This window comes from Capnocytophaga canis (assembly GCF_000827555.1).
Lineage (GTDB): Bacteria > Bacteroidota > Bacteroidia > Flavobacteriales > Flavobacteriaceae > Capnocytophaga > Capnocytophaga canis.
The window spans coordinates 102878-129399 of sequence record NZ_CDOI01000001.1 but is presented as its reverse complement, the minus strand read 5'-3'; the positions used below and the strand labels follow the sequence as shown (position 1 = coordinate 129399).

At 35.7% G+C, this 26522-nt stretch carries 20 protein-coding genes; 5 read left to right on the top strand and 15 right to left on the bottom strand.

Translation table 11 applies throughout. From position 1 onward, the window contains the following. Window positions 1–155: 155 nt before the first annotated feature. The 15 genes from CCAND38_RS00525 to CCAND38_RS00455 form a co-directional block, all read right to left on the bottom strand. Window positions 156–2243, bottom strand: a complete 2088-nt coding sequence (locus tag CCAND38_RS00525) for a carboxy terminal-processing peptidase (RefSeq protein WP_042342951.1) — start codon at window positions 2241–2243, stop codon at window positions 156–158. A gap of 245 nt (window positions 2244–2488) precedes the next feature. After that, window positions 2489–3532 (bottom strand): glutaminyl-peptide cyclotransferase, encoded by a 1044-nt coding sequence (locus tag CCAND38_RS00520; protein ID WP_064504528.1) that lies wholly within the window; start codon window positions 3530–3532, stop codon window positions 2489–2491. A gap of 6 nt (window positions 3533–3538) precedes the next feature. After that, the gene (locus CCAND38_RS00515) at window positions 3539–4480 is read right to left on the bottom strand and encodes an energy transducer TonB family protein (protein WP_052458043.1); all 942 of its coding nucleotides are present in this window, start codon (window positions 4478–4480) and stop codon (window positions 3539–3541) included. A gap of 262 nt (window positions 4481–4742) precedes the next feature. After that, window positions 4743–5609, bottom strand: a complete 867-nt coding sequence (locus CCAND38_RS00510; protein WP_042008015.1) for an OmpA/MotB family protein — start codon at window positions 5607–5609, stop codon at window positions 4743–4745. A gap of 38 nt (window positions 5610–5647) precedes the next feature. Then, complete coding sequence (locus tag CCAND38_RS00505) at window positions 5648–6637, bottom strand: glycosyltransferase family 2 protein (RefSeq protein WP_042342947.1); 990 nt, start codon at window positions 6635–6637, stop codon at window positions 5648–5650. A gap of 123 nt (window positions 6638–6760) precedes the next feature. Continuing rightward, complete coding sequence (locus tag CCAND38_RS00500; protein ID WP_042342941.1) at window positions 6761–7663, bottom strand: DUF4249 family protein; 903 nt, start codon at window positions 7661–7663, stop codon at window positions 6761–6763. A 1-nt stretch (window position 7664) separates the two neighbouring features. Next, a complete protein-coding gene (locus CCAND38_RS00495) occupies window positions 7665–10040 on the bottom strand; it encodes a TonB-dependent receptor (RefSeq protein ID WP_042342939.1) in 2376 nt (791 codons plus the stop codon). Between the two features lie 260 nt (window positions 10041–10300). Further along, window positions 10301–12958 (bottom strand): carboxypeptidase-like regulatory domain-containing protein, encoded by a 2658-nt coding sequence (locus CCAND38_RS00490; protein ID WP_042342937.1) that lies wholly within the window; start codon window positions 12956–12958, stop codon window positions 10301–10303. A gap of 14 nt (window positions 12959–12972) precedes the next feature. Further along, a complete protein-coding gene (locus tag CCAND38_RS00485) occupies window positions 12973–13662 on the bottom strand; it encodes a GLPGLI family protein (protein WP_082024922.1) in 690 nt (229 codons plus the stop codon). Window positions 13663–13768: 106 nt separating this feature from the next. Beyond that, window positions 13769–16063, bottom strand: coding sequence for a GH92 family glycosyl hydrolase (locus tag CCAND38_RS00480; protein ID WP_082024921.1), 2295 nt, complete (start codon window positions 16061–16063; stop codon window positions 13769–13771). A 79-nt stretch (window positions 16064–16142) separates the two neighbouring features. Next, a complete protein-coding gene (locus CCAND38_RS00475; protein ID WP_042008106.1) occupies window positions 16143–16523 on the bottom strand; it encodes a helix-turn-helix domain-containing protein in 381 nt (126 codons plus the stop codon). 158 nt (window positions 16524–16681) lie between these two features. Continuing rightward, a complete protein-coding gene (gene serC / locus CCAND38_RS00470; protein ID WP_042342935.1) occupies window positions 16682–17743 on the bottom strand; it encodes a 3-phosphoserine/phosphohydroxythreonine transaminase in 1062 nt (353 codons plus the stop codon). 6 nt (window positions 17744–17749) lie between these two features. After that, the gene (locus CCAND38_RS00465; RefSeq protein WP_042342934.1) at window positions 17750–18805 is read right to left on the bottom strand and encodes an acyl-CoA reductase; all 1056 of its coding nucleotides are present in this window, start codon (window positions 18803–18805) and stop codon (window positions 17750–17752) included. 206 nt (window positions 18806–19011) lie between these two features. Beyond that, a complete protein-coding gene (gene cysD / locus CCAND38_RS00460) occupies window positions 19012–19905 on the bottom strand; it encodes a sulfate adenylyltransferase subunit CysD (RefSeq protein WP_013996864.1) in 894 nt (297 codons plus the stop codon). A gap of 239 nt (window positions 19906–20144) precedes the next feature. Then, window positions 20145–20849, bottom strand: a complete 705-nt coding sequence (locus tag CCAND38_RS00455; protein ID WP_042342933.1) for a phosphoadenylyl-sulfate reductase — start codon at window positions 20847–20849, stop codon at window positions 20145–20147. Window positions 20850–21021: 172 nt separating this feature from the next. Here CCAND38_RS00455 and CCAND38_RS00450 point away from each other — a divergent pair, with 172 nt between their 5' ends. The 5 genes from CCAND38_RS00450 to CCAND38_RS00430 are packed head-to-tail and all read left to right on the top strand — an operon-like array spanning window position 21022 to window position 26499. Beyond that, window positions 21022–22320: a hydroxymethylglutaryl-CoA reductase, degradative gene (locus CCAND38_RS00450; protein WP_042342931.1), complete on the top strand. Its 1299-nt coding sequence runs from the start codon at window positions 21022–21024 to the stop codon at window positions 22318–22320. Window positions 22321–22342: 22 nt separating this feature from the next. Next, window positions 22343–23467 carry an alpha/beta hydrolase gene (locus tag CCAND38_RS00445; protein WP_042342929.1) on the top strand — a complete coding sequence of 375 codons (1125 nt, stop codon included), beginning with the start codon at window positions 22343–22345 and terminating at the stop codon, window positions 23465–23467. Beyond that, window positions 23464–24822, top strand: a complete 1359-nt coding sequence (gene radA / locus CCAND38_RS00440) for a DNA repair protein RadA (protein WP_042342927.1) — start codon at window positions 23464–23466, stop codon at window positions 24820–24822. Before CCAND38_RS00445 ends, radA begins: the two co-directional genes overlap by 4 nt. 16 nt (window positions 24823–24838) lie before the next feature. Beyond that, window positions 24839–25888 (top strand): bifunctional diaminohydroxyphosphoribosylaminopyrimidine deaminase/5-amino-6-(5-phosphoribosylamino)uracil reductase RibD, encoded by a 1050-nt coding sequence (gene ribD, locus CCAND38_RS00435; RefSeq protein WP_042343016.1) that lies wholly within the window; start codon window positions 24839–24841, stop codon window positions 25886–25888. Then, complete coding sequence (locus tag CCAND38_RS00430; protein WP_042342926.1) at window positions 25885–26499, top strand: IMPACT family protein; 615 nt, start codon at window positions 25885–25887, stop codon at window positions 26497–26499. The genes ribD and CCAND38_RS00430 overlap by 4 nt, the downstream gene beginning before the upstream one ends. Window positions 26500–26522: the final 23 nt, after the last annotated feature.

Sequence of the window (26522 nt, the reverse complement as noted above, 5' to 3'; positions counted from 1 at the left end):
CCTCAACAATCTTAATTTCAATTTGAGTACAAAAGAACGCTTTTTGTGTGGATTCACTTAGTCGTCTGATAAAAGTACTTCGTAGACTGGAACTGAAAACATCGATTAAAAAAAACATTGAGATTCAGAAACTCTAAATCTCAATATTTCATTTGTTATTTTTGAGCCAAATCTTCCAAAACATTCACGGCTTCTTCCAAATAAATGTCTTTTTGTAAGTTTTCATGCCAACGGTCTCTACGAAGCTTTAAATCTTCGTTTTTACCAATTTTAGCTTCATCACTTGGCAAAGAAGAGAACTTTAAGTTTGATTTATATTCGGAAATAGCTTTGAAACGCTTTGATTCTTCTTCATTTTTTTCCATGAGTTTTTTGTACGCCTCATAGTTTAATGGAAATATATTCTCATCTTGTTGTTGCTTAATCCATTTCGCATTTTCGTCTATCAATTTGAAATTTGGATTTTCTTGTATTCTCTTTTGGCTATTAGCTATTACACGTGCAAACAACTCATCGTTTTTCAGAGGTACGTACTGCTGACTTTTAATTTTATCCCAAACCATAGCATTAGACATATCGCGTTCTCCCACATCAATATACTTGTATTTATCGGGCATAACAATATCGCTTTTCACTCCTTCGAGCTGAGTTGACCCCCCGTTAATACGATAGAATTTTTGAATCGTAATCTTCAAAGCTCCCAAATCGCCGAATGAATTTTGTCGAACATACTGATTCAAATCAGCAAAAGTTTGTACCGTTCCTTTCCCAAAAGTTTGTTTACCCCCCATAACAATAGCACGTTTATAATCTTGCATTGCAGCCGCTAAAATTTCGGATGCTGAAGCTGACAATTCATTAGTCATAATTACCAAGGGACCATCCCATTGCGTACGTGAATCGGTGTCAGCGAGATTATCAACACGCCCTTGGGAAGATTTGACCTGCACCACAGGCCCTGATTTGATAAACAACCCTGCGATATCGACCACTGAACGTAACGAGCCACCACCGTTGTTTCGCAAATCAACAATGATTCCAGCAACACCTTGCTTTTTTAACTTCTCAACCTCAATTGCCATATCGGTTGCGGCATTTTTGGAATTGTAGTTCTCCACATCCATATAAAACTTGGGTAAGTCTATAATTCCATATTTTTTGCCGTTATGATTCACTATCACTGATTTTGCATAGGTTTCTTCCATTTCAACAATGTCCCGAATCACACCCACCGTTTCGATAGTTCCATCCACACGCTTAACAGTCAAACGCACCTCAGTCCCTTTTGGCCCTTTTATGAGTTTAATAGCCTCATCCAAACGCATTCCAACAACATCAACAGGTTCTTCTTTGCCCTGAGCTACTTTGAGAATTAAATCTCCCACTTCCAATGCTTTAGCTTTCCAAACAGGCCCTCCTAGAATGATTGTTGTAACTCGAATACCGTCAATTTTTTTCTGTAATTGAGCTCCAATACCTTCAAATTTTCCTGACATTCCTTGATCAAAACTTTTTTTGATGTCGGGAGCCATATAGTTGGTGTGTGGATCAAAGGTCTCAGCAAAAGCATTCACATATATGGAAAACCATTCTTCTTCGAGCATATCGTCATAAATCGAAAAAATTTCTGTGAGTGTTTTTTCAGCATTCTCCACCGATTCTTTTTTTAATTCCTCAGCAGACTTCACTTTGTAGGTGCTATCTTTCTCCAACTTTGTATTTTCTTCCTTTTCTTTGGTTAAATAATTGGAAATAGCCGAAAAAGTGATGATCTGATTCCATCGATTTTGCATTTCGGTTTTTGTTTTAACATATTGAATTTCTTCAAAATCAGTGCTTATTGTTTTTTTAGAATTAAAATCAATCGGTTTTTTAAATATCTGCTTTGCAATTTCTTGCGATTCTTTCATTCGTTGCATCAAACGGCTGTATGTGAGATTAAAAAATGAAATATCGCCTCGTTTCAAATCATCATCCAAACGAGTTTCGTATTTTTTAAACTCGTTGATATCCGATTGTAGAAAATAACGTTTTTGGCTATCCAATTGCTCAATATAGCTTTTGTACATTTTTTTAGAAAACTCGTCGTTGATTTGCATAGGACTGAAATGTCCATTACTAAGCACGTACTGTACAATCTCCAACAATAGTTTGTCTTTGTCAGGATTTTCAAACTTTTTTGCAAAACTACAGGATGCAAAGGATATGAAAAATAAAAGTAAAGATGCTGAAATTTTTTTCATTACTACAGGTTTTCTATATTAATTAATTCTCTGTGAAAGGGCAAAATAAGTGCCAAAATATACTTGTAACTTGGCAAACTTACATAAAAAAAATGATTTATGACGTATTATCAAAAAGGTTTATCAGTTTTATCCTATTAACTATCTACATACCAACCAATTAAACCTCAAGTTGAATTTATTCACGATTTTAAAAATCAGGTCGTGTATGTGATGATAGAGAAAAAACGTAGAAAACTAAGTCCCTACTTTTCTTCAAAAACTACTTCGAAAATTTTATTCCAATTTTTTCCTGTTATAAAAAACGTTTTTCTATTATGGTGATAAGCAATCCCATTTAACACATCTAATTCAGGTATTTGTTCCACTTTTTCTTTCAACCCACGCATATCCACAATACCTTCAATAGCCCCATTCTGGGGATTGATAATCATTATTCCATCTTTCTGGTAGGTATTGGCGTAAATTTTCCCGTTCACCCATTCCAACTCGTTTGCATTTGAAAATAAGGATTTATCAGTAGAAATTTGTATAAAATCTTCCTCTTGATACGTATTCGGATTTAATATCCAAATTTTCTCCGTACCATCACTTTTATAGATTTTTTTTCCATCGTAGCACAAACCCCAACCCTCTTTACTTTTCCCGTAGGCAAATGTTTGCTGCTGATTCAAATCCAAATCATAGACAATACCTAAGTTTTCTTGCCATGTCAGTTGCAAAATTTTATTATCAAAAACAGTAACTCCTTCCCCAAAGTACTGAGACGCTAAATTGATTTTTTTATACTCTTGTCCTGTAAAAACATTCCACTTTCGTAGAGTTGATTTACCATATTGCCCCGTACTTTCTATAAGAGTATCTCCCACAAATTCAAGCCCTTGGGTATAAGCAGTTTTATCATGATCGTATTGATTTATAATTCTGTAAGTGTAGAGTTTGGGGGCTTTATCTGCCAAAATTGTCAATTCTTTTTGGAACGTATATTCTTTCCCACTCTCTGTTACCACCTCAATTTCAATAATTTGCTTACCTAATTTTATATTTTTTAAAAGATAAGATCCTTCCATGGACGTAAGCTCCTCTCCATTGATTTTATAACTTACCGAAGCCACCGCTTCTCCAAAATCATTATCAGAAACAGAGAGTTGAACGGTATCGTTTAGATGATATTCCTTTTTTTGTGGTTGAACTTTGAGATTGTAATTGCGTGTTTTTTGTGATCCCAAACCATTGCATGAGAAAAACGAACAAACTATTGTAAAAAAAACAATTACATTTTTTATCATAAGATTTTATCGTTTAGATTGAAAAAAATAGGTGATTGTACCGCTTTGCATTTTTCTGTCCAAATAGACATTAAATCGTGCTTGACGAGCATACGCCAGAGCATTCTCAACTAAGCAACCATTAGTGGTAGTTGAATGCTCTCGATTTATGGAAGCTGTTACTACTTTGCCTTCTTCATTGACCTTTATGTCAACAACGACCTTGCCTTCTTCCTCACACGTAAATACAGGATTAGGCAAATCGCCCCTGACTTCTCTATCGACTAAAGCATACTTTATTAAAGTGTTTTTATTGACAACTTCTTCTCTTTTGACGCCTTGCTGGTTTTGTTCTATCCCGACATCTGTTGTAACTACAACATCGGAAATTTTATCCGTTAGCAATGACTCACTAGCCTCTTTCATTTCGCGTTCTGCTAAAATTTCATCTAAGGTTTTGAAAGGCTCATCAGCGTGTTTTAAAGCTCTATCTGCTTCATTATAAGTTTTTATAGTAATCCTTGTTTGTTCCGTTATGCCTTGTTCAGCCTTGCTTTCTTCGGGAGGAATATCAAATTCAGCAACTTCTGGAGTAAAATTCATTTCCAACATAATTTCAGCTTCCTTAGCTTTAAGCTGAACACGCAACATTAAGACCAAAATACATATTATGAAAGAAAGCGTAATGATTACAGATTTTTCTATAGGCGAGAGCATGTCAATAAACCTCCTGACCTCTCGCAAGAAAGTTTGCCAATCCCCTCTTCTACTTTTTTTCTTTGAACGCGGTCTTGAATTATGTATTTTAGGGTTTGTATCTGTTACAATAGGAATTTGAGAAGTGTCTACCTTAGGTTTAGATTCCTCAGAAACATCCTCTTTGGGTTTCGGTAATTGAGGTGTAGTAACATCAGACTTTCGAGGTTGAACCGATGGTTTTTTATTATATTTTCTCTTTTTTTTCTTCATTATCTATCGGATTCTTAAACAAATCCAATGACAAAGATACTGAATATAATTAAATTGGAATAACTTTCAATAAAAAAGAAGCTGTCATAAAAGTATTTTTTTTTCTCTTGCAATTGATTTAGATTCTGTTGAGCAATATTCTCGTGTTGAAATTAGAAAATCTGTACTTGCAAGATTTATGTCTACAATTGAACAAGAGCTCAACAAACTAAAATAACAAAACAACAAATTACTTTTTGGACAGCTTCTTTAAACTATTTAATTATTTATTAATAGCCGGATCTTTCATTCCTTCTTCTATCATATTATAGAATTGATCAAGTTTAGGAAGTACTACGATGCGTGTTCTACGGTTTTGAGCTTTTCCTTCTTTGGTGTCATTAGTTGTAACTGGTATGTATTCGCTACGTCCTGCTGCCGTCATACGCTCTGGACTTACACCAAAATCTTTTTGTAATATACGAACGATTGCAGTTGCACGAAGTACGCTCAAATCCCAATTATCTTTAATAACTGTATTAGCTTTATACGGTACATTGTCAGTATGTCCTTCAACCATAAACTCAAAATCAGGCTTATTTTTCACAACCAAAGCCACTTTACCTAACACCTCTTTAGCACGGTTAGTAACTGCATAGCTTCCGCTGCTGAACAGCAACTTATCAGAAATATTTACAAAAACAACTCCTTTTTCAACTTTCACTTCAATATCTTGGTCGTCTAAGTTACCAATGGCTCCCTTTAAACTTTGCACTAAGGCTAAGTTGATAGAATCACGACGAGTTACTGCATCTCTTAAGTTTCTGATTGTCAAATCTTTCTCACGAAGACTTTCCAATGATTTTTCAAGATTTTCAGCTCCTTTTTGGGTTAAGGTTGTCAAATTACCCATATTATTAATCAATTGCTGATTGTTTTCACGCAACAAATCATTTTCATTTTTTAGGCTTGACACTTGATACTGCAATTTTTCATAATCTTTCAAACAAGCATTCAATTTGACAGTTGCCGTGTTTAGTAATTCATCTGTTTGTTTGTACTTTTGTTCTAGCTCTGCATATTTCTTGTTCGATACGCACGAAACTGTTACCAAACTCACTAATGAAATAGCTACAAAAATCTTTCTCATTATATTTAATTTTAAAGGTTTATATAAAGGCAAAAATACTATTTTAATTTGTTAAAAGTTCTTTTATTTTTAATAAAATATTCCCAAACAATAGATTCTACTTCATAATATAACAGAAAATCAGTTCCTTTTCTTTTGTTTTTAAATTTAAAAAAATATCTGTAAAAACTCATATGAGCCTTGAAAATTGCCCATGTAAAGCTTATTTTTCCTTGGAAAAGAAAACGTCCTCCTGCAATTCCATCCAACAACATTCGTAAAAATAAAATTCGATATTTTCTCTTCTGTGGCAAATTTTTAAGTAGCATGAACAATCCATTCCTGAAATTCAAATAGGTCTTTTTAGGATTATCGGTGGGCAGGGTAGCCGCACCTACGTGAAAAACCTTACTCTGTGGGGTATAAACAACCCGTTTTCCAAATCTATGTATCCGCCAACAAAGGTCTATTTCTTCTTGATGAGCAAAGAAATCCTCATCGAATCCATTCATCTGTTTAAAAACATCTGAACGAATAAAAAAACAGGCTCCCGATGCCCAAAACACATCCATTTCAGTATCATACTGTCCTAAATCCTGCTCTACAACATCAAAAATACGTCCCCTACAAAAAGGAAAACCATATTTATCAATAAAACCACCCGCAGCTCCAGCGTATTCAAAGTGGTTTTTATCCTTATAATCTAATATTTTGGGCTGTACAACCCCTATTTCAGGATTTTTGAACAATTTTTCAATCGGAATCAACCAATTTTCAGTTACTTCAATATCTGAATTTAATAAACAATATACATCTGCTTCAATCTGCTGTAACCCTTGATTGTACCCTCGAGCATAGCCCTCGTTAGTAGGTAAACTAACAATATGAACATCCGAAAACGTATTTTTAACGTATTCCACAGAGGTATCTGTCGAGGCATTGTCAACCAAATAAAGAGATGCTTGAGGCGAATATTTTACCAATGAAGGTAAAAACTTTTCCAAAAGATGCTTTCCATTCCAATTTAGAACTACAACAGCTATTTTCATTTTTTATGTTTGTGCGACTTAGCAGAACTTAAATAAAGGCGAAAGTTCGAAAATATCAAGAAAACCAATATGAAATTAAACTTATGTTTTTAATCTCAGAACAATAATCAAAAGATTGCACTTCTACTTAACAATATATTGAAATTCAGAATACTGCCCCACACGAAAAGCTCCTAACGGATTTTTCTTCGGATTGGTTTCATGTGTTACATTTCCTAAAATACGAGCAGGAATGTTATTGGATGGAGGTCCTGCTCCCCTACCTTGGTCGTTAATGGCTACGTCCGCCAAAAAGTCTATGATTTGTTTATATTCATATGATATACGATATAAAGAGACATAAATTTGATCACCTTTTTTCAACTCCTCTTGGAAACCATTGGTTGTGAAAAAGAACTTTTGATCAGCGATGAATTTATCATCCAGAGTATATCTATCTTCTTTCTGTTTGTGTTTCATTCGCACCAAATAAGCATTTTCTTCATTAGCAAATCCATTAAAGAAGAATCGAGCTTCGGTTTTATTTCCAAAAATTCCTCCGTTGTCATTTTGTTGTGTTCGTGAGGGATCAACAATAGCTGTTTCCTTCATACGAGCTTTAGCTACGTATTTTTCCCCTTCATACTCAATATGCAAGATATAATCCCGCCCCAAAACAGGAGTAATTCCGTCTGGAAAGGCGTAAATAGTTCCTCCTAGATGGTTGGATACTGTTGGGTATTCTGTCGGTGGAAAAATATTTGCAAATTGCTGATGACTAATCTCTTGCAAAATATATTCTTCACTATGGTAAGTAGTAATTTTAACAGCTGCTCCAGTGGCTTTTGGTGAAGGAAGATTGCTGTAATAATCGGTTGTGTAACTCAAATGCACTACGGGAATGGCTTGAGTATCTCCTTTCTTCCAATCAATATAGGCATCTACCACCAATTGAGGTTTTTCATTATCTATGTCTAAAGTAATGACTTCTTCACACGAACTCAGTGCGAACGAAAGCATACATATTATGGTATAAATTTTTCTCATTTTAAAAAGTAAAGTTATAGGTTACACTTGGAATAATCCCAAAAATCGACAACTTGACAGCTTCATTCAAATGAGTATCTGAATTTTCACGAAAGGAAATAGAAACAGCGTTTTTTCGGTTATAAAGGTTATAAATTCCAAAATTCCATTCGCTTTTCCAGCGCTTATGTTGTTTTTGAGGCGTGTAAGTTGCTGAAATATCTAATCGGTGATAGGTTGGTAAACGATATTCATTGCGTTTGCTATAGTTTGGAACAATCATATTAAGATATTGATATGTTCCCACTGGGAAATTAGCAGGGAGTCCTGTTTGTAGATTAAAAACAGTCCCAAAAGTCCATTTCGGACTCAAAGCATAGGTTGCCGTAATAGACAAATCATGAGGTTTGTCATACGGTGTACTATACCATTCTCCGTTGTTAATTCCTGTTTCTTGAGGTGTGCGACCTGGGGTTTGTTGCTCGGATTTAGACAAGGTGTAGGCTATCCATCCTGTTAATTTTCCCGTATTTTTACGCAACAACAACTCCAAACCATAAGCACGACTACGCCCACTCAACACAATTTGTTCAATAGCTTTGTTGGCAATCAAATCAGCTCCATCAATATAATCCAACCTATTTTGGGTAGTTTTGTAATAGGTTTCAGCCTCAAAACTATACCTGTCTTCAGCAAAGTTAGTAGCAAATCCGACAGCAAACTGATCGCTAACTTGTGGCTTTAAATATTGGTCACTTGGCGTCCAAACATCTAATGGGCTTGGTGATGAAGTGTTTGAAATGAGATGCAAATATTGAGCATTTCTACCATAACTTGCTTTAAACGAACGATTATCATTCAGAGCATACGATAAAGTCAAACGTGGCTCAAGGTGACTGAACAAATCTATTATCTTATTATTAGGGTAATAATCAGTACCGATAGGAACTCCTTTTTGATATACACCTCGATTAGGATTGAACGTAACTGGTTGATCGTTAGCATAACGGTTTATTTCTCGACTTCCCAAATGGTAGAAGGAATTTAATCGAAGTCCGTAAGACAAATTCAACGAAGAGGTTATACTATGTTCTGCATCAATGTAGAATCCATTTTCAAAGGCATATTTATTAGGTAGATATTGCTCTTTGATATTCGAGTCGGGAGAACTTGGGGATAATTTTCCTTGTATAAAAACGTAGTACAAACCTTGAATTCCATAGGAAAGTTTGAATTTTTCAGATATATAATTTTTAAAATCATATTTCAAATTGAAGTTTTTGATACCTGAATCCCACTGAAATCCAATGTAATTAAACATAAAACCGTAATAATAATCACTAAAAATCAACGATAAATTAGAGAAAAGCTTGTCGTTGAACAAATGATTCCAGCGTAAATTAAACAAAGCATTACCATAGACATTTCTCAAATTATCGCTCAAATCAAAAAAATCACGACCGAAATAACCGGATAAATAGAGTGTATTGTTATCATTCAGTTTATAGGACAATTTTGTGTTTAGATCGTAGAAATAAGCCGAATTTTTATTATCTGTAAACTTCAAAAACAAATGAGCATACGAAGCGCGTCCGCCTATGAGAAAAGAACTCTTTTCCTTAACGATAGGGCCTTCAGCTAACAACCTTGAGGACAAAATCCCCAGACCACCTGTCATTCCGAAATCATTCCGATTTCCATCTTTTTGGTAAATATCTAAAACCGAAGAAGTTCTACCTCCATAACGCGCTGGAATTCCTCCTTTGTAAAGTTTCATATCACGAACTGCATCGGCATTGAACACACTTAAAAAACCAAACAAATGTGATGAATTAAAAATGGTAGCCTCATCCAAAAGTACTAAATTTTGGTCAGCTCCACCACCCCGCACATTGAAGCCTGATGACACCTCTCCTGCGTTACTCACTCCAGGCATCTGTAACAAAGTTTTTATAATATCTACTTCACCGATGAGTACGGGTAGCTTTTTAATAGTCGAAATAGGGATGGAAACTGTACTCATCTCAGGTTTTCGGATATCCACCTTTGAGGAAGTGTTGGCAAATACCTCTACTCCATCCAATTCAATTGCTTCGGCAGATAATTTGTAATCCTTACGGATATTTTTATCCAATACCAATTCCTCCGTAATGGTCATAAATCCCATAGACTCAATAGATATGGTATATTTTCCTTCGGGAAGTGTAATGGAAAAAAAACCATACTCGTTGGAAGTTGTTCCGGTACCTAATTCTTTGATAATACAATTAACTCCCAACAACAACTCTCCATTTGAGGCATCAACAAAATGCCCACTAAAAGTATATTTTTTCTGAGCATATACCGAAGTAGTTAAGAATATGCCTAAAAAAAATAACAAAAAAAAATTCCTTGTCATGCTAAAATATGAATATTTGGACAAAGGTACATTTTTTATTTAATTTTCATATCAGTTTTATAGGAATTTTAGGTTTAACACAAAAAATTATCAACTTTTGATTTATTTATTTAAAGTATTTTTAACCTTCAAAGTTGAAAAAACATAAAGTTTACGCAATTTGTTTTAAAACAAGTAGAAATATAAAATGAACTCTATATTTCTATAATTCAATTTGTAATATGTGTTTAACCTAAGAGAACTCAAGTTTTCGATGTAGATTAGAGTTTATACCGAATTGAAAAAACAATCGTTCGAGGCATCACGTGGGTAGTTTGCATCACCACATAATAATTTGATATACTGCTATTTATTTTAGTCTTTGTACCCAAAACGTTATTTCCTGCTAAATGAAACCCCCACGGACTTTTGGATCTCTGATAGTCCAACGATATATTTAAATACTGAAAATCGGCTAATTGATTTGAATTAAGTTGCTCATTTCTAAAATAAGCATACTGGAATTCCGTCGAAAAATCATTTGTAAATCGGTAACTTCCAGTAGTAAGCCAATAATCGGATACGAGTTTTGTTGAAGAAACTCCCCGATGTGCATTCCAATTTTTTGTATAAGAAACATTCAGGTTCATTTTCTTGTAAACAACTCTTGTATAAGCCTTTACACTATGATTCTCTCGACGATTTTCTGTGATAATACGATTCATTTTCTGTACATAATCGTTCCATGAACCAGCGTAAGTCAGTCCCCACTGCATACCTAAAATTTTTCTTTCCAGCGTAGTCATAAAACTCCACGAAGTTTCAGGTTTATGAGTCAAAAACCAAGTCGAAAAACGATTAATATCTTCAAAAATATACTCACTACCTATGGTTTTCGTTTTTCTACTAAATGACAAATGAGCTGATAATATCATTCGTTTGAAAAAACTGTTTCGCCTATAATTCAATGAAAATGAATGAAATAATTCATTATCCAACATTGGATTTCCTTTCGTAATGGCATTATAGGACAGTAACGAAAATTTTTCTGATAACATTTCTTCTTTAGGAAATATATTTCGTTTGGCATAATGAAATTTAATTTCTTCTGAATTACTAAACTCATAGGTAGTTTCAAAAGCAGGTTCAAAAGCCAACAAATCAGACGTTCTTTTATTGACTAATTGATTGTTTTTAAGCCTATAATATCGTAAAAATGTAGAAATTTTTGAAACCAATTTATTAATTTTAAAACGATATTCCAACCCTAAAAAAGCATCTGACAAGGTGTAATCATACATATTTCCAAAACCTACCGAAACAAAGTTATTAGAACTTCCATCAGTAAGTAATTGTTTCTCATTTCCATTTAACAAACTCATTTCCAGATTGCTACCTACATTGGTATATAAATGATTCAAATCATTAATCGTCCAATAGTGTTTAAAAATAGCATCTATTTGATGTTTCTTGGTCTGTTTGGTTTGTACCAAATGATATTCTGTATCGGTTAGCAATGGCAACAAAGACGGTAAAGAAGTTAACTGATTCGTAATCCACTGATTATTAGGAGAAATTTTGTCATAACTATGATTTATGACAAAGGTAGTCGTTTCCTTACGGTTATAAACCTTATGCCATTCCACATATTGCTTAAACGAAACATTATCAGTATCGGTCAATGAATTTACATTTCGGGTTCTGAGAGGCGATTTGGAAACTAAATCATTAGAAATGTGATTATTATTAGCATCAAACTGAGCATTATAAAACCATTTTTCATCAGACGAAGGAGAATAATCCACCTTGATGTTCCCCATTCCCAACAGATTCTGTTGCTCGTTAGTAAGCTGTTGCCATTCCAAAAGAGGTGTCTGATTGGTAAGATACTCAATAGAAGTATCTTTTTTGTAATCAGTTAGCAATTTTGAAAATATACTAAACCCAGACAAATAGAGTTTGGAGGTAGACATATACCCAAAATTGAACGCTAAAAACTGAGCGTTATGGCGGTACATATTTTGGTTATTTTTACTGTACGTAGAAAGATTTACTGATACCCCTCGTTGCTTAGTGAAACGACTGCGTCCTCCTTGAAAACGCATCAAATCTTGGAAAGAAAACGCCGATTTTCCAAAATCGTTAACATCGCCTATGAGGTTCAAATTCAATTCGGGATGGTAATAGAACAAGGCGGTATGTGCTAAGTGGTGACTATCATTTCCCGCCCCAGCTTCGAGGTCACCAAAAACGAATTTCTTTTTGTCTTCTTTCAGTAAAACATTCATTGCCAACTCATTAGAACTTGATACATTTTTCAAAAAACTGACCTCGTTAAAATTGTCAATTACTTCAATTTTGTCCAACGCATCGGCAGGAATATTTTCAACAGCCAATTTTGAACTCCCTCCGAAAAAGGAACGTCCCTCTACTAACATTTGAGTTACTTGTTTGCCCTGTACCTTGATTATGCCAACATCGTCCACCTCCACACCTGGGAGTTTTTCCAGTACTTCCTTCATTTTGCGTTCGTTACCCAACACAAAAGCATCAACTTTATAAACGGTCGTATCTTTTTTAACAGTGATAGGAAGCCTCTCAGCAGAAATGACTACTTCGGTAAGTTCAATTCCTGTACTTTTGAGTACAAAATGATGTTCCGAACGTTCGCTCGTTGCCGTAATCGTAATATTTTGAGGATTATATCCCAAATAGGACACTGAAATCACATATTCGACATCACGAAGCAAGTTGAATTTGTACCTCCCCTGTTTGTCGGTCGTAGCAAACAATATTCGACCTCCTTTTTGGGCAGGACGTGCCAATAAGTTTGCATTTTCCAACGGAGCAAGGCTATCTCTGACCGTTCCTTCAAACAAGCTTTCTTGGGAATAACCTGAAAAATAACACAATATAAGCAGAAAGAAAAATAAACGCATTCAAAAAGGGAAGTTTATTTCAATTTTTCAAGAAACTCATTAACTTCTTTATTTACAAAGACTTTATATTCTTCAGGAGTAAAAGTTTTATCTATTTTTGGGAATTTCAATTGGGGAGCAGATTTTAGGGGTATGATTTTCTCGACTACCAAACTGCTTGTCGCTCCCTTCGTTCTCGCAACAAGTACCAACCCAGGAAGTCCAAAAAAATCTTCAGGGCCGTATTTGACAGGAAAATCAGGACAAAACCACGCTTCCATTTCCTGTTCCTCATCTCCCAAGGCTTCTATCAGGTGAGGTCGTTTGGTAAAAGCACGATAACACACATAACCATTTATAGTAACCGAATCATCGGTAATTGTCCATTGATGATGATTCAAATCATATTTCACAAACACGCCTTCTCTTTCTGCAACAACCTGATTTCCTTTGTAATAGAATCTTTCGACCTTAGGAAGTTGTATTCCTTCAGGGAGCATTTGCTCATAAAATGAATACACCGCTTTGTCCCCTGCAACTAACAGCTGAAATCTGTGGCTTTGTTTTGCTTTTAATTTGCTCTCAACATTATTTTTGATTATAGGATCTTTGATGTTTTTGAGATTATCGATATTGACTTCCGTTTTATAAATCACTTGGTAATTCTGAGAAAAAGCGGAAAGACTTATGATAAAAAACAACAGAGATAATAGATTTCGGTTCATAATTTCATTTTTTTTTTGCGATTCCTTTCTTTTTAGATATTCACATGATTTTTAAAATAGATATCTCATCATAAAAGTACCTAATTTTCAAAATAATTATCAATTTTCACTTGCTAATTGAATACGGTTTTTCTCCTGCAATACCACTATCTGACGGCATATGGGTCATATGGAAATCAATACGTCCATTGGATTTGAAAAACTCAAAAGGAATGTAAGGTTTATCCCAAGGTTTTCCATTTAATACGACATGGTCAATATATTTGTTTTCCAAAGAGTTTTTAACACCATTGATGATGAGCTTTTTACCATTTGGAAGTTGTACTGTTACTTTCTCAAAAACTGGACTTCCGATAATATACTCATCAGTGGCAGGAGTCACAGGATAGAATCCTAACGCACTGAACACATACCAAGCCGATGTTTGTCCATTATCCTCATCTCCGCAATATCCATCGGGGGTAGGAGCATAAAGTTTGGTCATTACCTCACGAATTTTCTCTTGGGTTTTATGAGGCTTACCAACGTAGTTGTACAAATAAATCATATGTTGAATCGGTTGGTTACCATGTGCATAATTGCCCATATCCATAATCTGCATCTCTCTGATTTCGTGAATAGTAAATCCATAATACGAGTGATCGAACAGAGGTGGCATTTCAAAAACCTCATCTAATTTTTTCTCAAAGGCAGCACCTCCTCCCATCAAATTTGCTAATCCTTGAATGTCATGGAAAACTGACCAAGTGTAGTGCAAACTATTACCCTCGGTGAAAGCATCACCCCATTTCAGTGGATTGAAAGGTGATTGAAATGTCCCATCTTCGTTTTTACCTCGCATCCAACCACTTTCTTTGTCAAACATATGGTGATAATTCAACGATTTTTGTTTGTAAGTCTGAGCAATGTCGTTTTTACCCATCGCTTTAGCCATTTGGTAAATGGTAAAATCAGCATAGGCATACTCCAAAGTACGAGCTACATTTTCATTAATACCCACATTGTAAGGAACATATCCTAATTCATTATAGAAATCAACACCCTCACGCCCCACGGATTTGACAGGTCGTCCTTCGTTTTGAGTAGCGTTTTTCAACATGGCTTCAAGCAAAATTTCGGCATCTTCATTGGAAATATTTCCTTTTAGAAAAGCATCAGCTATGATAGGAGCTGAATTTGACCCAATCATGCAATCACGATGCCCCGGACTCGCCCATTCGGGTAACCAACCTGACTCTAAATAGGTATTTACCAATCCCTTCATAAATTTCTGATTCATCTCTGGATACATCAGATTAAAGAACGGAAAAACAGCTCGAAATGTATCCCAAAAACCATTGTCAGTGAACATATAACCTTTCTCGATCTTTCCGTTGTAGGGACTGTAATGTACAATTTCGCCTTTTTCGTCCAATTCATAGAACGTTCGGGGAAAAAGTAACACACGATAGAGGCATGAATAGAATGTTCGTATATTATCAATATTGCTATCTTTGACACGTATCTTAGCAAGTTCTTCTTCCCAACGGTTCAGAGCCTTATTTTTGGTTTGTTCGAACGAATCGTTGCCTATTTCAGCGTTCAAATTACGCTCAGCTTGTTCCCAACTGATAAACGATGACGCTACTTTCACTCGCACTTCTTGCCCCCGTTTGGTAGCAAATTTCACAATTGCTCCAACGTGATTTCCTTCACTTTCAGTATTGTTTTCCAACAATCTCCATTGATCGCCCCAAGTAATAACATTCTCAAAATCAGTATCAAACTCTGCTACAAAATAATTATGGAAATTATCAGGAACACCTCCGTTATGATTCCGAGCATAACCTATAATTTTCCGTTTTTCAGGAATAATTTTTACCATCGACCCTTTGAAATAAGCATCCAAAAGTATGTAAGCCTTCTGCGATTCTGGAAATGTAAACTTAAATTGAGCTGCTCTTTCGGTTGGAGCTATTTCAACAGTAGTATCATAATCAGCCAGATATACCTTATAGTAATGCGGTTTAACTATCTCTGCTTTATGCGAAAACCAAGATGCTCGTTCACTTTCTTCAATTTTCAAATCGCCCACCACAGGCATCAAAGCAAAAGCTCCATAATCGTTGATCCATGGACTGGGTTGATGGGTTTGTTTAAATCCTCGAATTTTGTTGGCTTGATACTGATACGTCCATCCATCGCCCATTTTATTGGTTTGAGGTGTCCAAAAATTCATTCCCCAAGGTAAAGCTATGGCTGGATACGTATTTCCATTGGAAAGCTCGAACTTTGAATCTGTTCCCATCAAAGGATTCACATAGTCAATCAGTGGAGTCTGCTCCTCCAAAATAGGTTTCTCTTGGTGGTGACATCCATAGAGAAAAAAAGAAGATAACAAAAATAAAAGTCTGATTTTCATAGATTTATATTTTTTTAGGTCGGTTGATATATTTTTTGACTTCTTTTGGCTCGAAAACTGTCAAAAAAATAGCAATATTTCAGGGGGTAAATTGAGCCAAAAGACTTTTTAAATACTGAATTTGATTATCTTTATCCTGTAGCTGTGCTTTATATAGTTCAATTAATTTATTAACCGTATCTTTATTTTCTACAACCAAATTTTGTATATATCCATTGCAGTAGGCTTCACCGTTATAGACCTGTGAATGAATGTTTATTCCGCTGTTATCAAAGAAATCACTCACATTTGTTTCTAAAATTTTGGCTATCTGAAATAACCTATCCACTGTAATCTTAGTATCTTCACTTTCCATTCGTGCATAGGACGCTTGACTGATATTTAGTTTATTTGCCACATATTCTTGTGAATACCCCCGTAGTTCTCTTACTTTACGAATGTTTACCCCTATTTTATACATATTTTGCATATTATTATACGTTTTAAACATACAAATATAAAAACATTTTTGGGCATTCCAAAAAAATATTTATTTTTGCACCCTCGAAAAGCTGATAGGACTAAGGATTAATGATACTATATAGAGAGAGATGATAAAGTTAATGTAATCCTTTACCTTCAGCTTTTTCTTTCAAGTAACTGGAGGACTTCCACTAACAGTTGTACACTCTCTAAAGGCATTGCGTTGTAGATAGATGCTCGATAACCTCCTACACTTCGGTGTCCTTTAATCCCGCTAATTCCTGCTTCTTCACAAAGTGCATCAAATAATATTTCTGCAGATGTATCTTTCAAATTAAACACAACATTCATCAAAGAACGATCCTCTGTATTAGCGTACCCTAACACCAAAGGATTTCTATCTATCTCATTATAAATCAATTCAGCCTTAACTTGATTCAATTTTTCCATTCCTTGTAGTCCACCCTTTGCCTGAATCCACTCTAAAACCAACAAATTCACGTATATTGAGAACGTAGTTGGGGTATTGAACATACTCTCATTTCCAATTTGATTTTCATAACTCAAAATTGACGGAATTTTTCGAGATACTTTGCCTAAAACGTCTTTCTTGATTAACACAAGTGTACTACCTGATGGACCTATATTTTTCTGAGAACCAGCGTAAATGACACTGAACTTTGAGTAATCCATTGTTCTTGAAAAAATATCCGAACTTGCGTCTGCCACTAAGGGGACTTTCGTTGTAGGCAAACTGTGGTACTGCGTCCCGTAAATGGTATTATTGGTTGTAATATGTAAATAATCAATATCTTTAGGAATTGAATACTCCTTTGGAATATGCCGATAACCAGTATCTTTAGAGGAAGCAATAACCTCTACCTTTCCAAACATTTGAGCTTCTTTTAAAGCTTTATTTGCCCACGTTCCTGTGTCAATATAAGCAGCTTTATTTTCTAACAAATTATACGGAACTGACAAAAATTGAGTACTCGCTCCTCCGTGCAAAAACAACGCTTCATACGAATCATCCAATCCGGCCAATTCCAAAGCCAAAGCTCTGGCTCGTTCAATAACATTCAGAAATTCAGAACTTCGGTGGGAAATCTCTAAGATAGAGAGTCCCGTATTTTCGAAATCAATTACTGCTTGTGAAGCCTTTTCAAAAACAGTTTGAGGCAAGATAGAAGGCCCTGCACTAAAATTATGTTTTTTCATTCGTTTCTATGGTATATTCGTTAAAAATGCAACCGTGTCCACTCCATCAGCATAATCCCACAATGCTGGTTGTTGGGTTTCTCCAAAATGAATTTCATTGTGCGAAAATCCATCTGAGACAACACATTGAATTTTATGAAGGTCGGTTAGCAATTTATTTTTCAAATTGTTAATATCGGTATAGTATTCGTAAAAAAGCGTTGCTATAGGAGAAGCATATCGCTCATCTTCTTTCAAAATCAAAAAGCCGTTTTCACGAAGTTTGTACAAACTCATCAAATAAACAGCCTTGTTATAGTCATAATTGTTAGCATATTTCTGCCCATTGATGATGTCACTATAAGGGAAAATTGCCTTGAAAAAGATATCTAAATCATAATTTTCAGGAATAAAAATCTTAGAAACACTTCTACACCCCAATCCAAAATACGTAAAAATATCCTTTCCTAACTGAAAAAGCTGCTCCTGAGTCTCTTTTCCTGTTAAAACAGCTATCGAATTTCTATTTTTTCGAATAATATGAGGCTTATTTCCGAAATAATACTCAAAATATCGAGCAGAATTATCACTTCCTGTAGCAATGACAGCATCAAAGTGGGTCATTCGTTCGTTTGTGAACTCAAATTTTCCACGCCAACTCGGTTCTATATGTTGAAGGTAATTCGCTAAAAAAGGAAGTAGCACTTGGTCATCCGAAGATAGTTTGACCACAGCACGATGTCCTGAAATTAGTACACATAAAAAATCATGAAACCCCACCAAAGGAATGTTTCCCGCCATAATGATGGCTATATCTTTAGGAGTAATTCCATCAAAGGTGTAGTTTGATAGCCAACGTTCTATATTGTTCCGTTGCAACGCTTCCGCCCAAGATTTACAAGCAAAACGCAAATTTTCAGAAGTAAACCAACCGTTTTGTTGCTCAGCCAATCCTAAAACCTCAACAAAACCATCAAAAAAGACTTCATTCTGAGGCAAAGAAACGTTTTTTACATACGGAAAAACCGAAAACTGCTCCAAAAACTGCCCTAAAACAACAAAACTATCTATTTTATTTTTCATAAAGTGGTTTTAACATTCCTTTTCGGACATTTTTATTACATTTACTCTATAAAAGTAAAAGAATTTAATATTTTTAAAATATACACGCTTTTTTTCTTAATACTTAATTTTTCCTTTTTGAATGAAATGTTTTAATTTTTGTAAAAAGAATAATTCTTTTATCTCTGCGATATATTTTTTTAAGAATACAACTTTCTGATTTTATCTTAAAAATATCCGCTTTTTTTTCTGTCTTCCATTGCAGCTTCGGAGATGCGGTCGTCAATTCGGGTTTCTCCTCGCTCACTGGTTCGGGTGGCGGTAATTTCGTTGATAATATCATCAATCTGATAGGCTTCGGACTCTACCGCTGCCGTACAGGTCATATCCCCAACGGTTCGGTAACGTACTTTGCGTTTTACTATCACGTCATTTTCGTCAATCTGAATATATGGCGAAACGGCAATCAGTTGTCCGTTGTGGTCAATTACTTCGCGTTCGTGCGAGAAATACACACTCGGTAGCTCTATTTTTTCACGACGAATGTAGTTCCAAACGTCCAACTCCGTCCAATTGCTAATAGGAAACACACGCACGTTTTCGCCTTTATGTATTTTTCCGTTATAGGTATGCCAAAGCTCGGGGCGTTGTAATTTCGGGTCCCAACCGCCGAAGTCGTCACGCACGGAAAAAATTCGTTCCTTAGCACGAGCTTTCTCCTCATCGCGTCTTGCTCCACCGATACAAGCATCAAACTCAAATTCTTCGATGGTATCCAACAAAGTGTAAGACTGTAAGGCATTACGACTTGCAAATTTTCCTTTGGGTTCGGTCAAGCCCTTTGCTTTAATGGTGTCTTCTACCTTGCGGACGATGAGTCGCTCACCGAGTTTCTTCACTAAATTATCGCGAAAGTCCAACGCTTCTTGGAAATTATGCCCCGTATCGATATGCACAAGCGGAAACGGAAACTTACACGGACGAAACGCCTTCAATGCCAAATGCACTAACACGATGGAGTCCTTCCCACCACTGAAAAGCAATGCCGGTTTTTCGAACTGACCACCAACCTCGCGGAATATATGTATGGCTTCTGCCTCCAATTGTTCTAAATAATCCATATCTAAATGTTCAATATTATTTGTTATTTTCTTAATTTACCAAACTCAGGAAACAAATATATTATTAATTTCTATGCTTCCATCAGGTGAATACGAGCAAAAAAAATCAAAATACCTATTTCGAGATTAGTTAGCATATTCGCATACTTCAAATTGAAATATTTTGCAAATATACATTTTTCATTACATTTTTCATAGAAACAAAAGGTTGTAAAAAAAGGTATTGTGATGCCATCCTTTTACTTTGTAGAATGCAACCCACACTCTTTTTTACTTTTGTCCTCCCACCACCATCTACCTGCACGAAAGTCTTCTCCATCCTTAACAGCTCGTGTACAAGGCTGGCAACCTATGCTTATAAAACCTCTATCGTGTAATGGATTGTATGGCACTCCGTTAGCTCTTAAAAAATCCAAAACTTCGGTAGTTTTCCAATGCAAAATTGGGTGGAATTTGATAATCTGGTTGCCTTCATCCCATTCAACCATAGGCATTTGCTCTCGATTTGAAGATTGTTCGGCTCTCAACCCTGTAATCCATACTTTATTTCCTGTTAATGCTCGTTTTAAGGGTTCCACCTTGCGAATGTAACAGCATTCTTTTCGAAGTTCAACAGATTCATAAAAAGCGTTTATACCATTTGTTTTTACATAGTTCTCAATAAATTCTGCTTTTGGATAATAAGGAGTTATCTTTGTGTCGTAAGCCATCGCTGTTTTGTCCCAAGTGGCATACGTTTCTGCAAACATACGCCCTGTGTCAAGAGTAAAAATATTGATAGGTATGCGGTTTTTGAATATCAAATGGGTAATGACTTGATCTTCCATACCAAAACTCGTCGAGAAAACGACCTGATTAGGAAATTGTCCAGCAAAATAACGCAGGGTTTCTATCTCGCTTTTATCAGCAATTTCTTTCAGATATAAATCTATTTGTTCTTTCATAAACATAGTATAACGGAAGCAAAAGTACACATTTATTACCAAAATAAAAACATGATTTTCTTATACAGACTGTATCTGAATAACATCCAAAATATGTTGGTGAGATGTTGATTTTAAACACAAAAAAATTCATATCTTTGTACCCTATGCTTATTTAACAATTAAAACAACGATGAAAAACATTTCAGGATTTTCCAAACTGACTAAACAGCAAAAAATACAATGGCTTTGCGACACTTATTTCCCTGATGATAAGGATGCTTTCTCTAATTTTAAAAAATACCACAACGCCGATGAAACTCTCCAAAAATTACACGATGAATTTATTGAGAATACGGTAACGAATTTCTACCTACCGTTTGCCGTAGCTCCAAATTTTGTTATCAATGGAAAAACTTACACCGTTCCAATGGCAATTGAAGAAAGCTCTATTGTAGCGGCTGCAAGTAGAGCTGCAAAATACTGGGAAACACGTGGAGGATTTAAAGCCGAAGTCATTTCCACAGAAAAAAATGGACAAGTACATCTCATGTTTTATGGTAAAAAAGCTGATTTAGAGTGTTTTTTTGAGAAAATACACTCAAAAATGCTTACTGATGCAAAACACATTACCTCTAATATGGAAAAAAGAGGAGGAGGCATTTCAACACTTCGCTTGGTGGATAAAACCTCAGAATTAGCCAATTACTACCAATTGTTTGCTTCCTTTGAAACGCTGGATGCTATGGGTGCAAATTTCATCAATTCGTGCTTAGAACAATTTGCAGAAACATTTCGTCAAGAAGCTTTAAAACATCCTGAAATTGATGGGAAATACGAAATCGTAATGTCAATTTTATCGAATTATGTACCCGAATGTTTGGTAAAAGTAAGTACATCCTCGCCTGTGGAGGATTTGGCTGTTGCAGGATTGAGCGGTAAGGAATTTGCTGAGAAATTTGTACGAGCCATCGCGATAGCTAATTCCGAAGTACGACGAGCAACTACGCATAACAAGGGTATCATGAACGGAATGGATGCTGTCATTTTAGCCACAGGGAATGATTTCAGGGCTGTGGAGGCAGGAGTTCATGCCTATGCCGCTCGTTCAGGAAAATACCAAAGTTTGACAAAGGCGCATATCAAAGATGATATTTTTCATTTCGAAATCGAAGTACCGTTGGCTTTGGGCACAGTAGGTGGACTAACAAACTTACATCCTTTGGTAAAAACAGCCTTACAAATTTTAGAAAAACCCTCTGCCTCTGAACTAATGCAAATTGTAGCCACCGTTGGCTTGGCTCAAAATTTTGCAGCTGTAAGTTCTTTGATTACTTTGGGAATTCAGAAAGGACATATGAAGATGCATCTAATGAACATTTTAAACCAATTAGGAGCAAGTGACAGACAAAAAGAACAAATCACCGAATACTTCAAAGATAAAACCGTTACACACAGCGAAGTAGTTCGTATTTTTGAACAAACAAAATGATATTATACACACGTAAATACATATGAAAAAAATCTTCTCTCTTGGCTTTCTATTTCTCTTTTTAGGAACTGCCTATGCTCAAATTATTTCAGAAGAATTTTCGTCACGAAAATTGGGTGAAAAACGAAAATTAGCCATTTATCTACCTGAAAAATATTCTGATAAAGAGGCTTATCCACTATTAGTAGTGCTAAACGCCAGTTCTTTGATGGAGCCTGTACTTGCAAACGCTCGTTACTATGAGTATTTTGAAAATATGCCTAAATGCATCATCGTTGGAGTTTACAACACTCTTGAGGACGTAAAAACTGGAAAAAACGGGGAACTGACTCGCCAATCAGCTAATTTTTTGGATTTTATGGGCGGAGAACTCATTCCTTATATTCATGGAAAATATAGCGTAAATAACTTCAAAGGAATTATTGCCAAGGATGAAGGTGCTTATGTAAGTAATTATTTCTTTTTAGGAAAAGAACCTTTATTTAACGTCGTTATCAGTCTAAATCCCAAGACATTACCGGCTATTTCGGAAACCATTTCGGATAAACTCAACGCTGTTAAAAGAACTGTTTTCTACTACATTGCTACAACAAACTACGATCATGAAACAGCCTACACTAACACAAAAAGTTTGAATAGCCAAATTGTTAATAACCTAACAACTAAAGATGTAAAATTATTTTTCGACGATTTTCCAAAAACTTCATTACACTCGGTAGCTTTATCAGGAATACCAAGAGCTTTTGACCTGATTTTCAGCTCCTATAAACCAATTGATGCTAAAGAGTTCAAGGAAAACTTACAACCTTTATCTGAAGATATTTTTTACTATTTAGAGGATAAATACAAAAAAATAGAATCGGAATTAGGGTTCAAAAAAACACCTGTTTTGAATGATATTATGGCAACTTATGATGTAATTATAGAAAAAGAAGACTGGGATTCATTAATAAAACTATCTGATTATGTGAAAGATAATGGATATGAGAAAACAGCTATGCCAAATTTCTTCTTAGGAGAATACTACGAGCATACTGGAGATAACAAGAGAGCATTACGTGCCTATCAAAAAGCATATACTGAACTTCCTATTGATTTCATAAAAAAGGACATTATCGACCAACGTATCGTAAAGCTAAGAAAATGAAAATAAAAACATCATACTTTTGTCAGAATTGTGGTACTCAGTACAGCAAATGGCGGGGGCAGTGTTATGCTTGTAAACAGTGGAACACTATTGTTGAAGAAATCATCCAAAAAGAAGCAAAAAAAGCATGGCAGGACGATACTCCGAAATCCAAAAAAACACCTAAATATGTTCCCATTTCTGAAATAAGTACGCAAGAAGAAACTCGGCTCAACAGCAATAATAACGAACTGAACAACGTACTGGGCGGTGGCATTGTTCCCGGATCCGTAACTTTATTGGGCGGCGAACCTGGCATCGGAAAAAGTACACTTCTACTGCAAACCGCCTTAAATCTGCCTTACAAAACGCTTTATGTTTCGGGAGAAGAAAGCGAAAGACAGATCAAAATGCGAGCCGATCGCATTGTACATAAATTGGATAATTGTTTTATACTCACAGAAACAAAAACACAGAATATATTCCAACAAATCAAAGAGTTACAACCTGAAATTGTTATTATTGACTCCATACAAACCTTGCAATCGGATTATATTGAGGCTTCGGCAGGGAGTGTCTCACAAGTCAGAGAATGTGCTTCCGAGTTGATAAAATTTGCAAAAACTACACATACACCTGTTATCCTTATCGGGCATATCACCAAAGATGGGCAAATTGCAGGTCCTAAAATTTTGGAACACATGGTCGACACCGTATTACAATTCGAAGGCGACCGAAATCATGTTTATCGCATACTGCGATCACTGAAAAACCGCTTTGGTTCTACCTCTGAACTTGGAATTTACGAAATGTTGAGCAACGGATTGCGAGAAGTTAGCAATCCCTCAGAAATTTTGATTTCAAAAACTGAGGAAACCATTAGCGGAACAGCAATTGCGGCTACTTTGGAAGGAATGCGTCCATTGATGATTGAAATTCAAGCACTTGTAAGTACTGCTGTTTATGGAACACCACAGCGAAGTGCTACAGGATTCAATGCTAAACGCCTCAATATGTTACTGGCTGTACTAGAAAAACGAGCTGGTTTCCGATTGGGAGCTAAGGACGTGTTTTTAAATATCACTGGAGGGATTAATATTGACGACCCTGCTACTGACTTGGGAGTAGCCATGGCGATTCTATCCTCCAACGAAGACATTGCTATTGAAAAAAACATTTGTTTTGCTGGAGAGGTAGGCTTAGGTGGGGAAATACGACCTGTACAGCGTGTGGAGCAACGCATTACCGAAGCGGAAAAATTGGGTTTCACCACCATTTTTGTATCAAAATATAGCAAAGTGGCTTTGAAAAATACGGCTATCAACATCGTAAAAGTAGCCAAAATAGAAGATGCAATCCAAGAATTATTCGGATAAAAATCATAGAATAAAAATGACCTACTACGAAAAGTACATGAAACGCTGTATCCAACTAGCTAACAATGGATTAGGAGCTACCTACCCCAATCCAATGGTAGGGAGTGTCGTTGTTTTTGAAGATAGCATCCTAGGTGAAGGATGGCATCAAAAAGCTGGTAAACCACACGCTGAAGTAAATGCTATTGATTCAGTCAAAAATAAGAACCTACTTTCAAAAAGTACCATTTTTGTAAGTTTGGAACCTTGTAGCCATTTTGGAAAAACCCCTCCGTGTGCTGATCTTATTATTAAACACGGGATTCCCAAAGTAGTCATCGGAACAACTGACCCCTTCGCTAAAGTGTGTGGTAATGGCATAAAAAAACTGAAAGAAGCCGGTTGTGAAGTTATTGTAGGGGTTTTAGAAGATGAATGTCAAGAACTTAACAAACGTTTTTTCACTTTCCATCAGAAAAAACGCCCATACATCTTTTTAAAATGGGCCGAAACTTCTAACAAGTTCATTGCACCTGAGCAAAAAAAGGAAGTAAACCCTCATTGGATAACTAACTTATTTTCAAGACAATACACACACAAAATTCGCAGTAAAGAGGAAGCTATTTTAGTAGGAACAAATACTGTTCTTCACGACAATCCAAAACTAGACACTCGCCATTGGCAAGGTAAAAATCCGCTTAGAGTGATTATTGACCGAGAACTAAAAACACCCAAAAAATTTTCTGTTTGGGACGAATCAACCGACACCATTTTCATTACAGAAAAAAGAGAAAACGCTAAATTTAAGAATACGTTTTTTGAAAATATCTGTTTTTCGGAGAATATTGCTGAACAAATTTGCAGAATACTTTACAAAAAAGGCATACAAAGTCTTATCGTAGAGGGTGGTAGAAATGTTCTGCAGCAGTTTATAGATGCAAAACTATGGGATGAAGCCTTTGTTTTTATTGGAAAATCGACTTTCAAAAATGGTATCAAAGCTCCTGCGTTGAAAGATGCTTCACTGCAAAAAACAATGCTCTTTGGAGAAGATCACTTGTTTATTTACAAAAATTCACAACAATGAATGATGTGTTTAAAACTATTGCTTCTCCTGTAGAAGAAGTAATTTTTAAGGAAAAAAGTAGTAAATTTTTGGGGTATGCCTTTCCCATACAAACGGAAGAAGATGTCAAGCGTCATTTGGAAGCCGTAAAGAAACTACACCATTCTGCTCGACACTGGTGCTACGCATGGCAATTGGGACACGGAGCGCAACAGCACTACCGAGCGAATGATGACGGTGAACCCAACAACTCAGCTGGGATTCCTATCTATGGACAAATACAATCCTTTGACCTTACCAACGTACTCATCATTGTGGTACGCTACTTTGGTGGTATTAAATTGGGAGTTGGTGGCTTGGTACAGGCTTACAAAACATCAGCCCAATTGACCTTACAAGAAGCTGAAATCATCGAAAAAATCGTGACCCAAACCCTTCAAATTGTCTTTGATTACAAAGACATGAACAAAGTGATGCGTGTGGTCAAAGAAAAAAATCTGGAAGTAATTGACCAAAAACTTGGATTAGATTGCAGACTTTTCATAGAAGTACGCGACAGCGAATGGGATCACATTAAAGCAATTTTTGAAAGCATTTATGGCGTTCAAGTTATTGAAAATGAAAGAAAATGATTTTAAAATTCAACATTTCTTAT

Coding starts and splice junctions, on each gene's coding strand:
- CCAND38_RS00490 (WP_042342937.1), bottom strand. CDS start 12,958: ATGCGTTTATTTTTCTTTCTGCTTATATTGTGTTATTTTTCAGGTTAT.
- CCAND38_RS00500 (WP_042342941.1), bottom strand. CDS start 7,663: ATGAGAAAAATTTATACCATAATATGTATGCTTTCGTTCGCACTGAGT.
- CCAND38_RS00480 (WP_082024921.1), bottom strand. CDS start 16,063: ATGAAAATCAGACTTTTATTTTTGTTATCTTCTTTTTTTCTCTATGGA.
- CCAND38_RS00515 (WP_052458043.1), bottom strand. CDS start 4,480: ATGAAGAAAAAAAAGAGAAAATATAATAAAAAACCATCGGTTCAACCT.
- serC (WP_042342935.1), bottom strand. CDS start 17,743: ATGAAAAAACATAATTTTAGTGCAGGGCCTTCTATCTTGCCTCAAACT.
- CCAND38_RS00475 (WP_042008106.1), bottom strand. CDS start 16,523: ATGTATAAAATAGGGGTAAACATTCGTAAAGTAAGAGAACTACGGGGG.
- CCAND38_RS00525 (WP_042342951.1), bottom strand. CDS start 2,243: ATGAAAAAAATTTCAGCATCTTTACTTTTATTTTTCATATCCTTTGCA.
- CCAND38_RS00485 (WP_082024922.1), bottom strand. CDS start 13,662: ATGAACCGAAATCTATTATCTCTGTTGTTTTTTATCATAAGTCTTTCC.
- CCAND38_RS00465 (WP_042342934.1), bottom strand. CDS start 18,805: ATGAAAAATAAAATAGATAGTTTTGTTGTTTTAGGGCAGTTTTTGGAG.
- CCAND38_RS00450 (WP_042342931.1), top strand. CDS start 21,022: ATGAAAAACATTTCAGGATTTTCCAAACTGACTAAACAGCAAAAAATA.
- CCAND38_RS00455 (WP_042342933.1), bottom strand. CDS start 20,849: ATGAAAGAACAAATAGATTTATATCTGAAAGAAATTGCTGATAAAAGC.
- cysD (WP_013996864.1), bottom strand. CDS start 19,905: ATGGATTATTTAGAACAATTGGAGGCAGAAGCCATACATATATTCCGC.
- ribD (WP_042343016.1), top strand. CDS start 24,839: ATGACCTACTACGAAAAGTACATGAAACGCTGTATCCAACTAGCTAAC.
- CCAND38_RS00505 (WP_042342947.1), bottom strand. CDS start 6,637: ATGAAAATAGCTGTTGTAGTTCTAAATTGGAATGGAAAGCATCTTTTG.
- CCAND38_RS00520 (WP_064504528.1), bottom strand. CDS start 3,532: ATGATAAAAAATGTAATTGTTTTTTTTACAATAGTTTGTTCGTTTTTC.
- CCAND38_RS00495 (WP_042342939.1), bottom strand. CDS start 10,040: ATGACAAGGAATTTTTTTTTGTTATTTTTTTTAGGCATATTCTTAACT.
- CCAND38_RS00430 (WP_042342926.1), top strand. CDS start 25,885: ATGAATGATGTGTTTAAAACTATTGCTTCTCCTGTAGAAGAAGTAATT.
- CCAND38_RS00510 (WP_042008015.1), bottom strand. CDS start 5,609: ATGAGAAAGATTTTTGTAGCTATTTCATTAGTGAGTTTGGTAACAGTT.
- CCAND38_RS00445 (WP_042342929.1), top strand. CDS start 22,343: ATGAAAAAAATCTTCTCTCTTGGCTTTCTATTTCTCTTTTTAGGAACT.
- radA (WP_042342927.1), top strand. CDS start 23,464: ATGAAAATAAAAACATCATACTTTTGTCAGAATTGTGGTACTCAGTAC.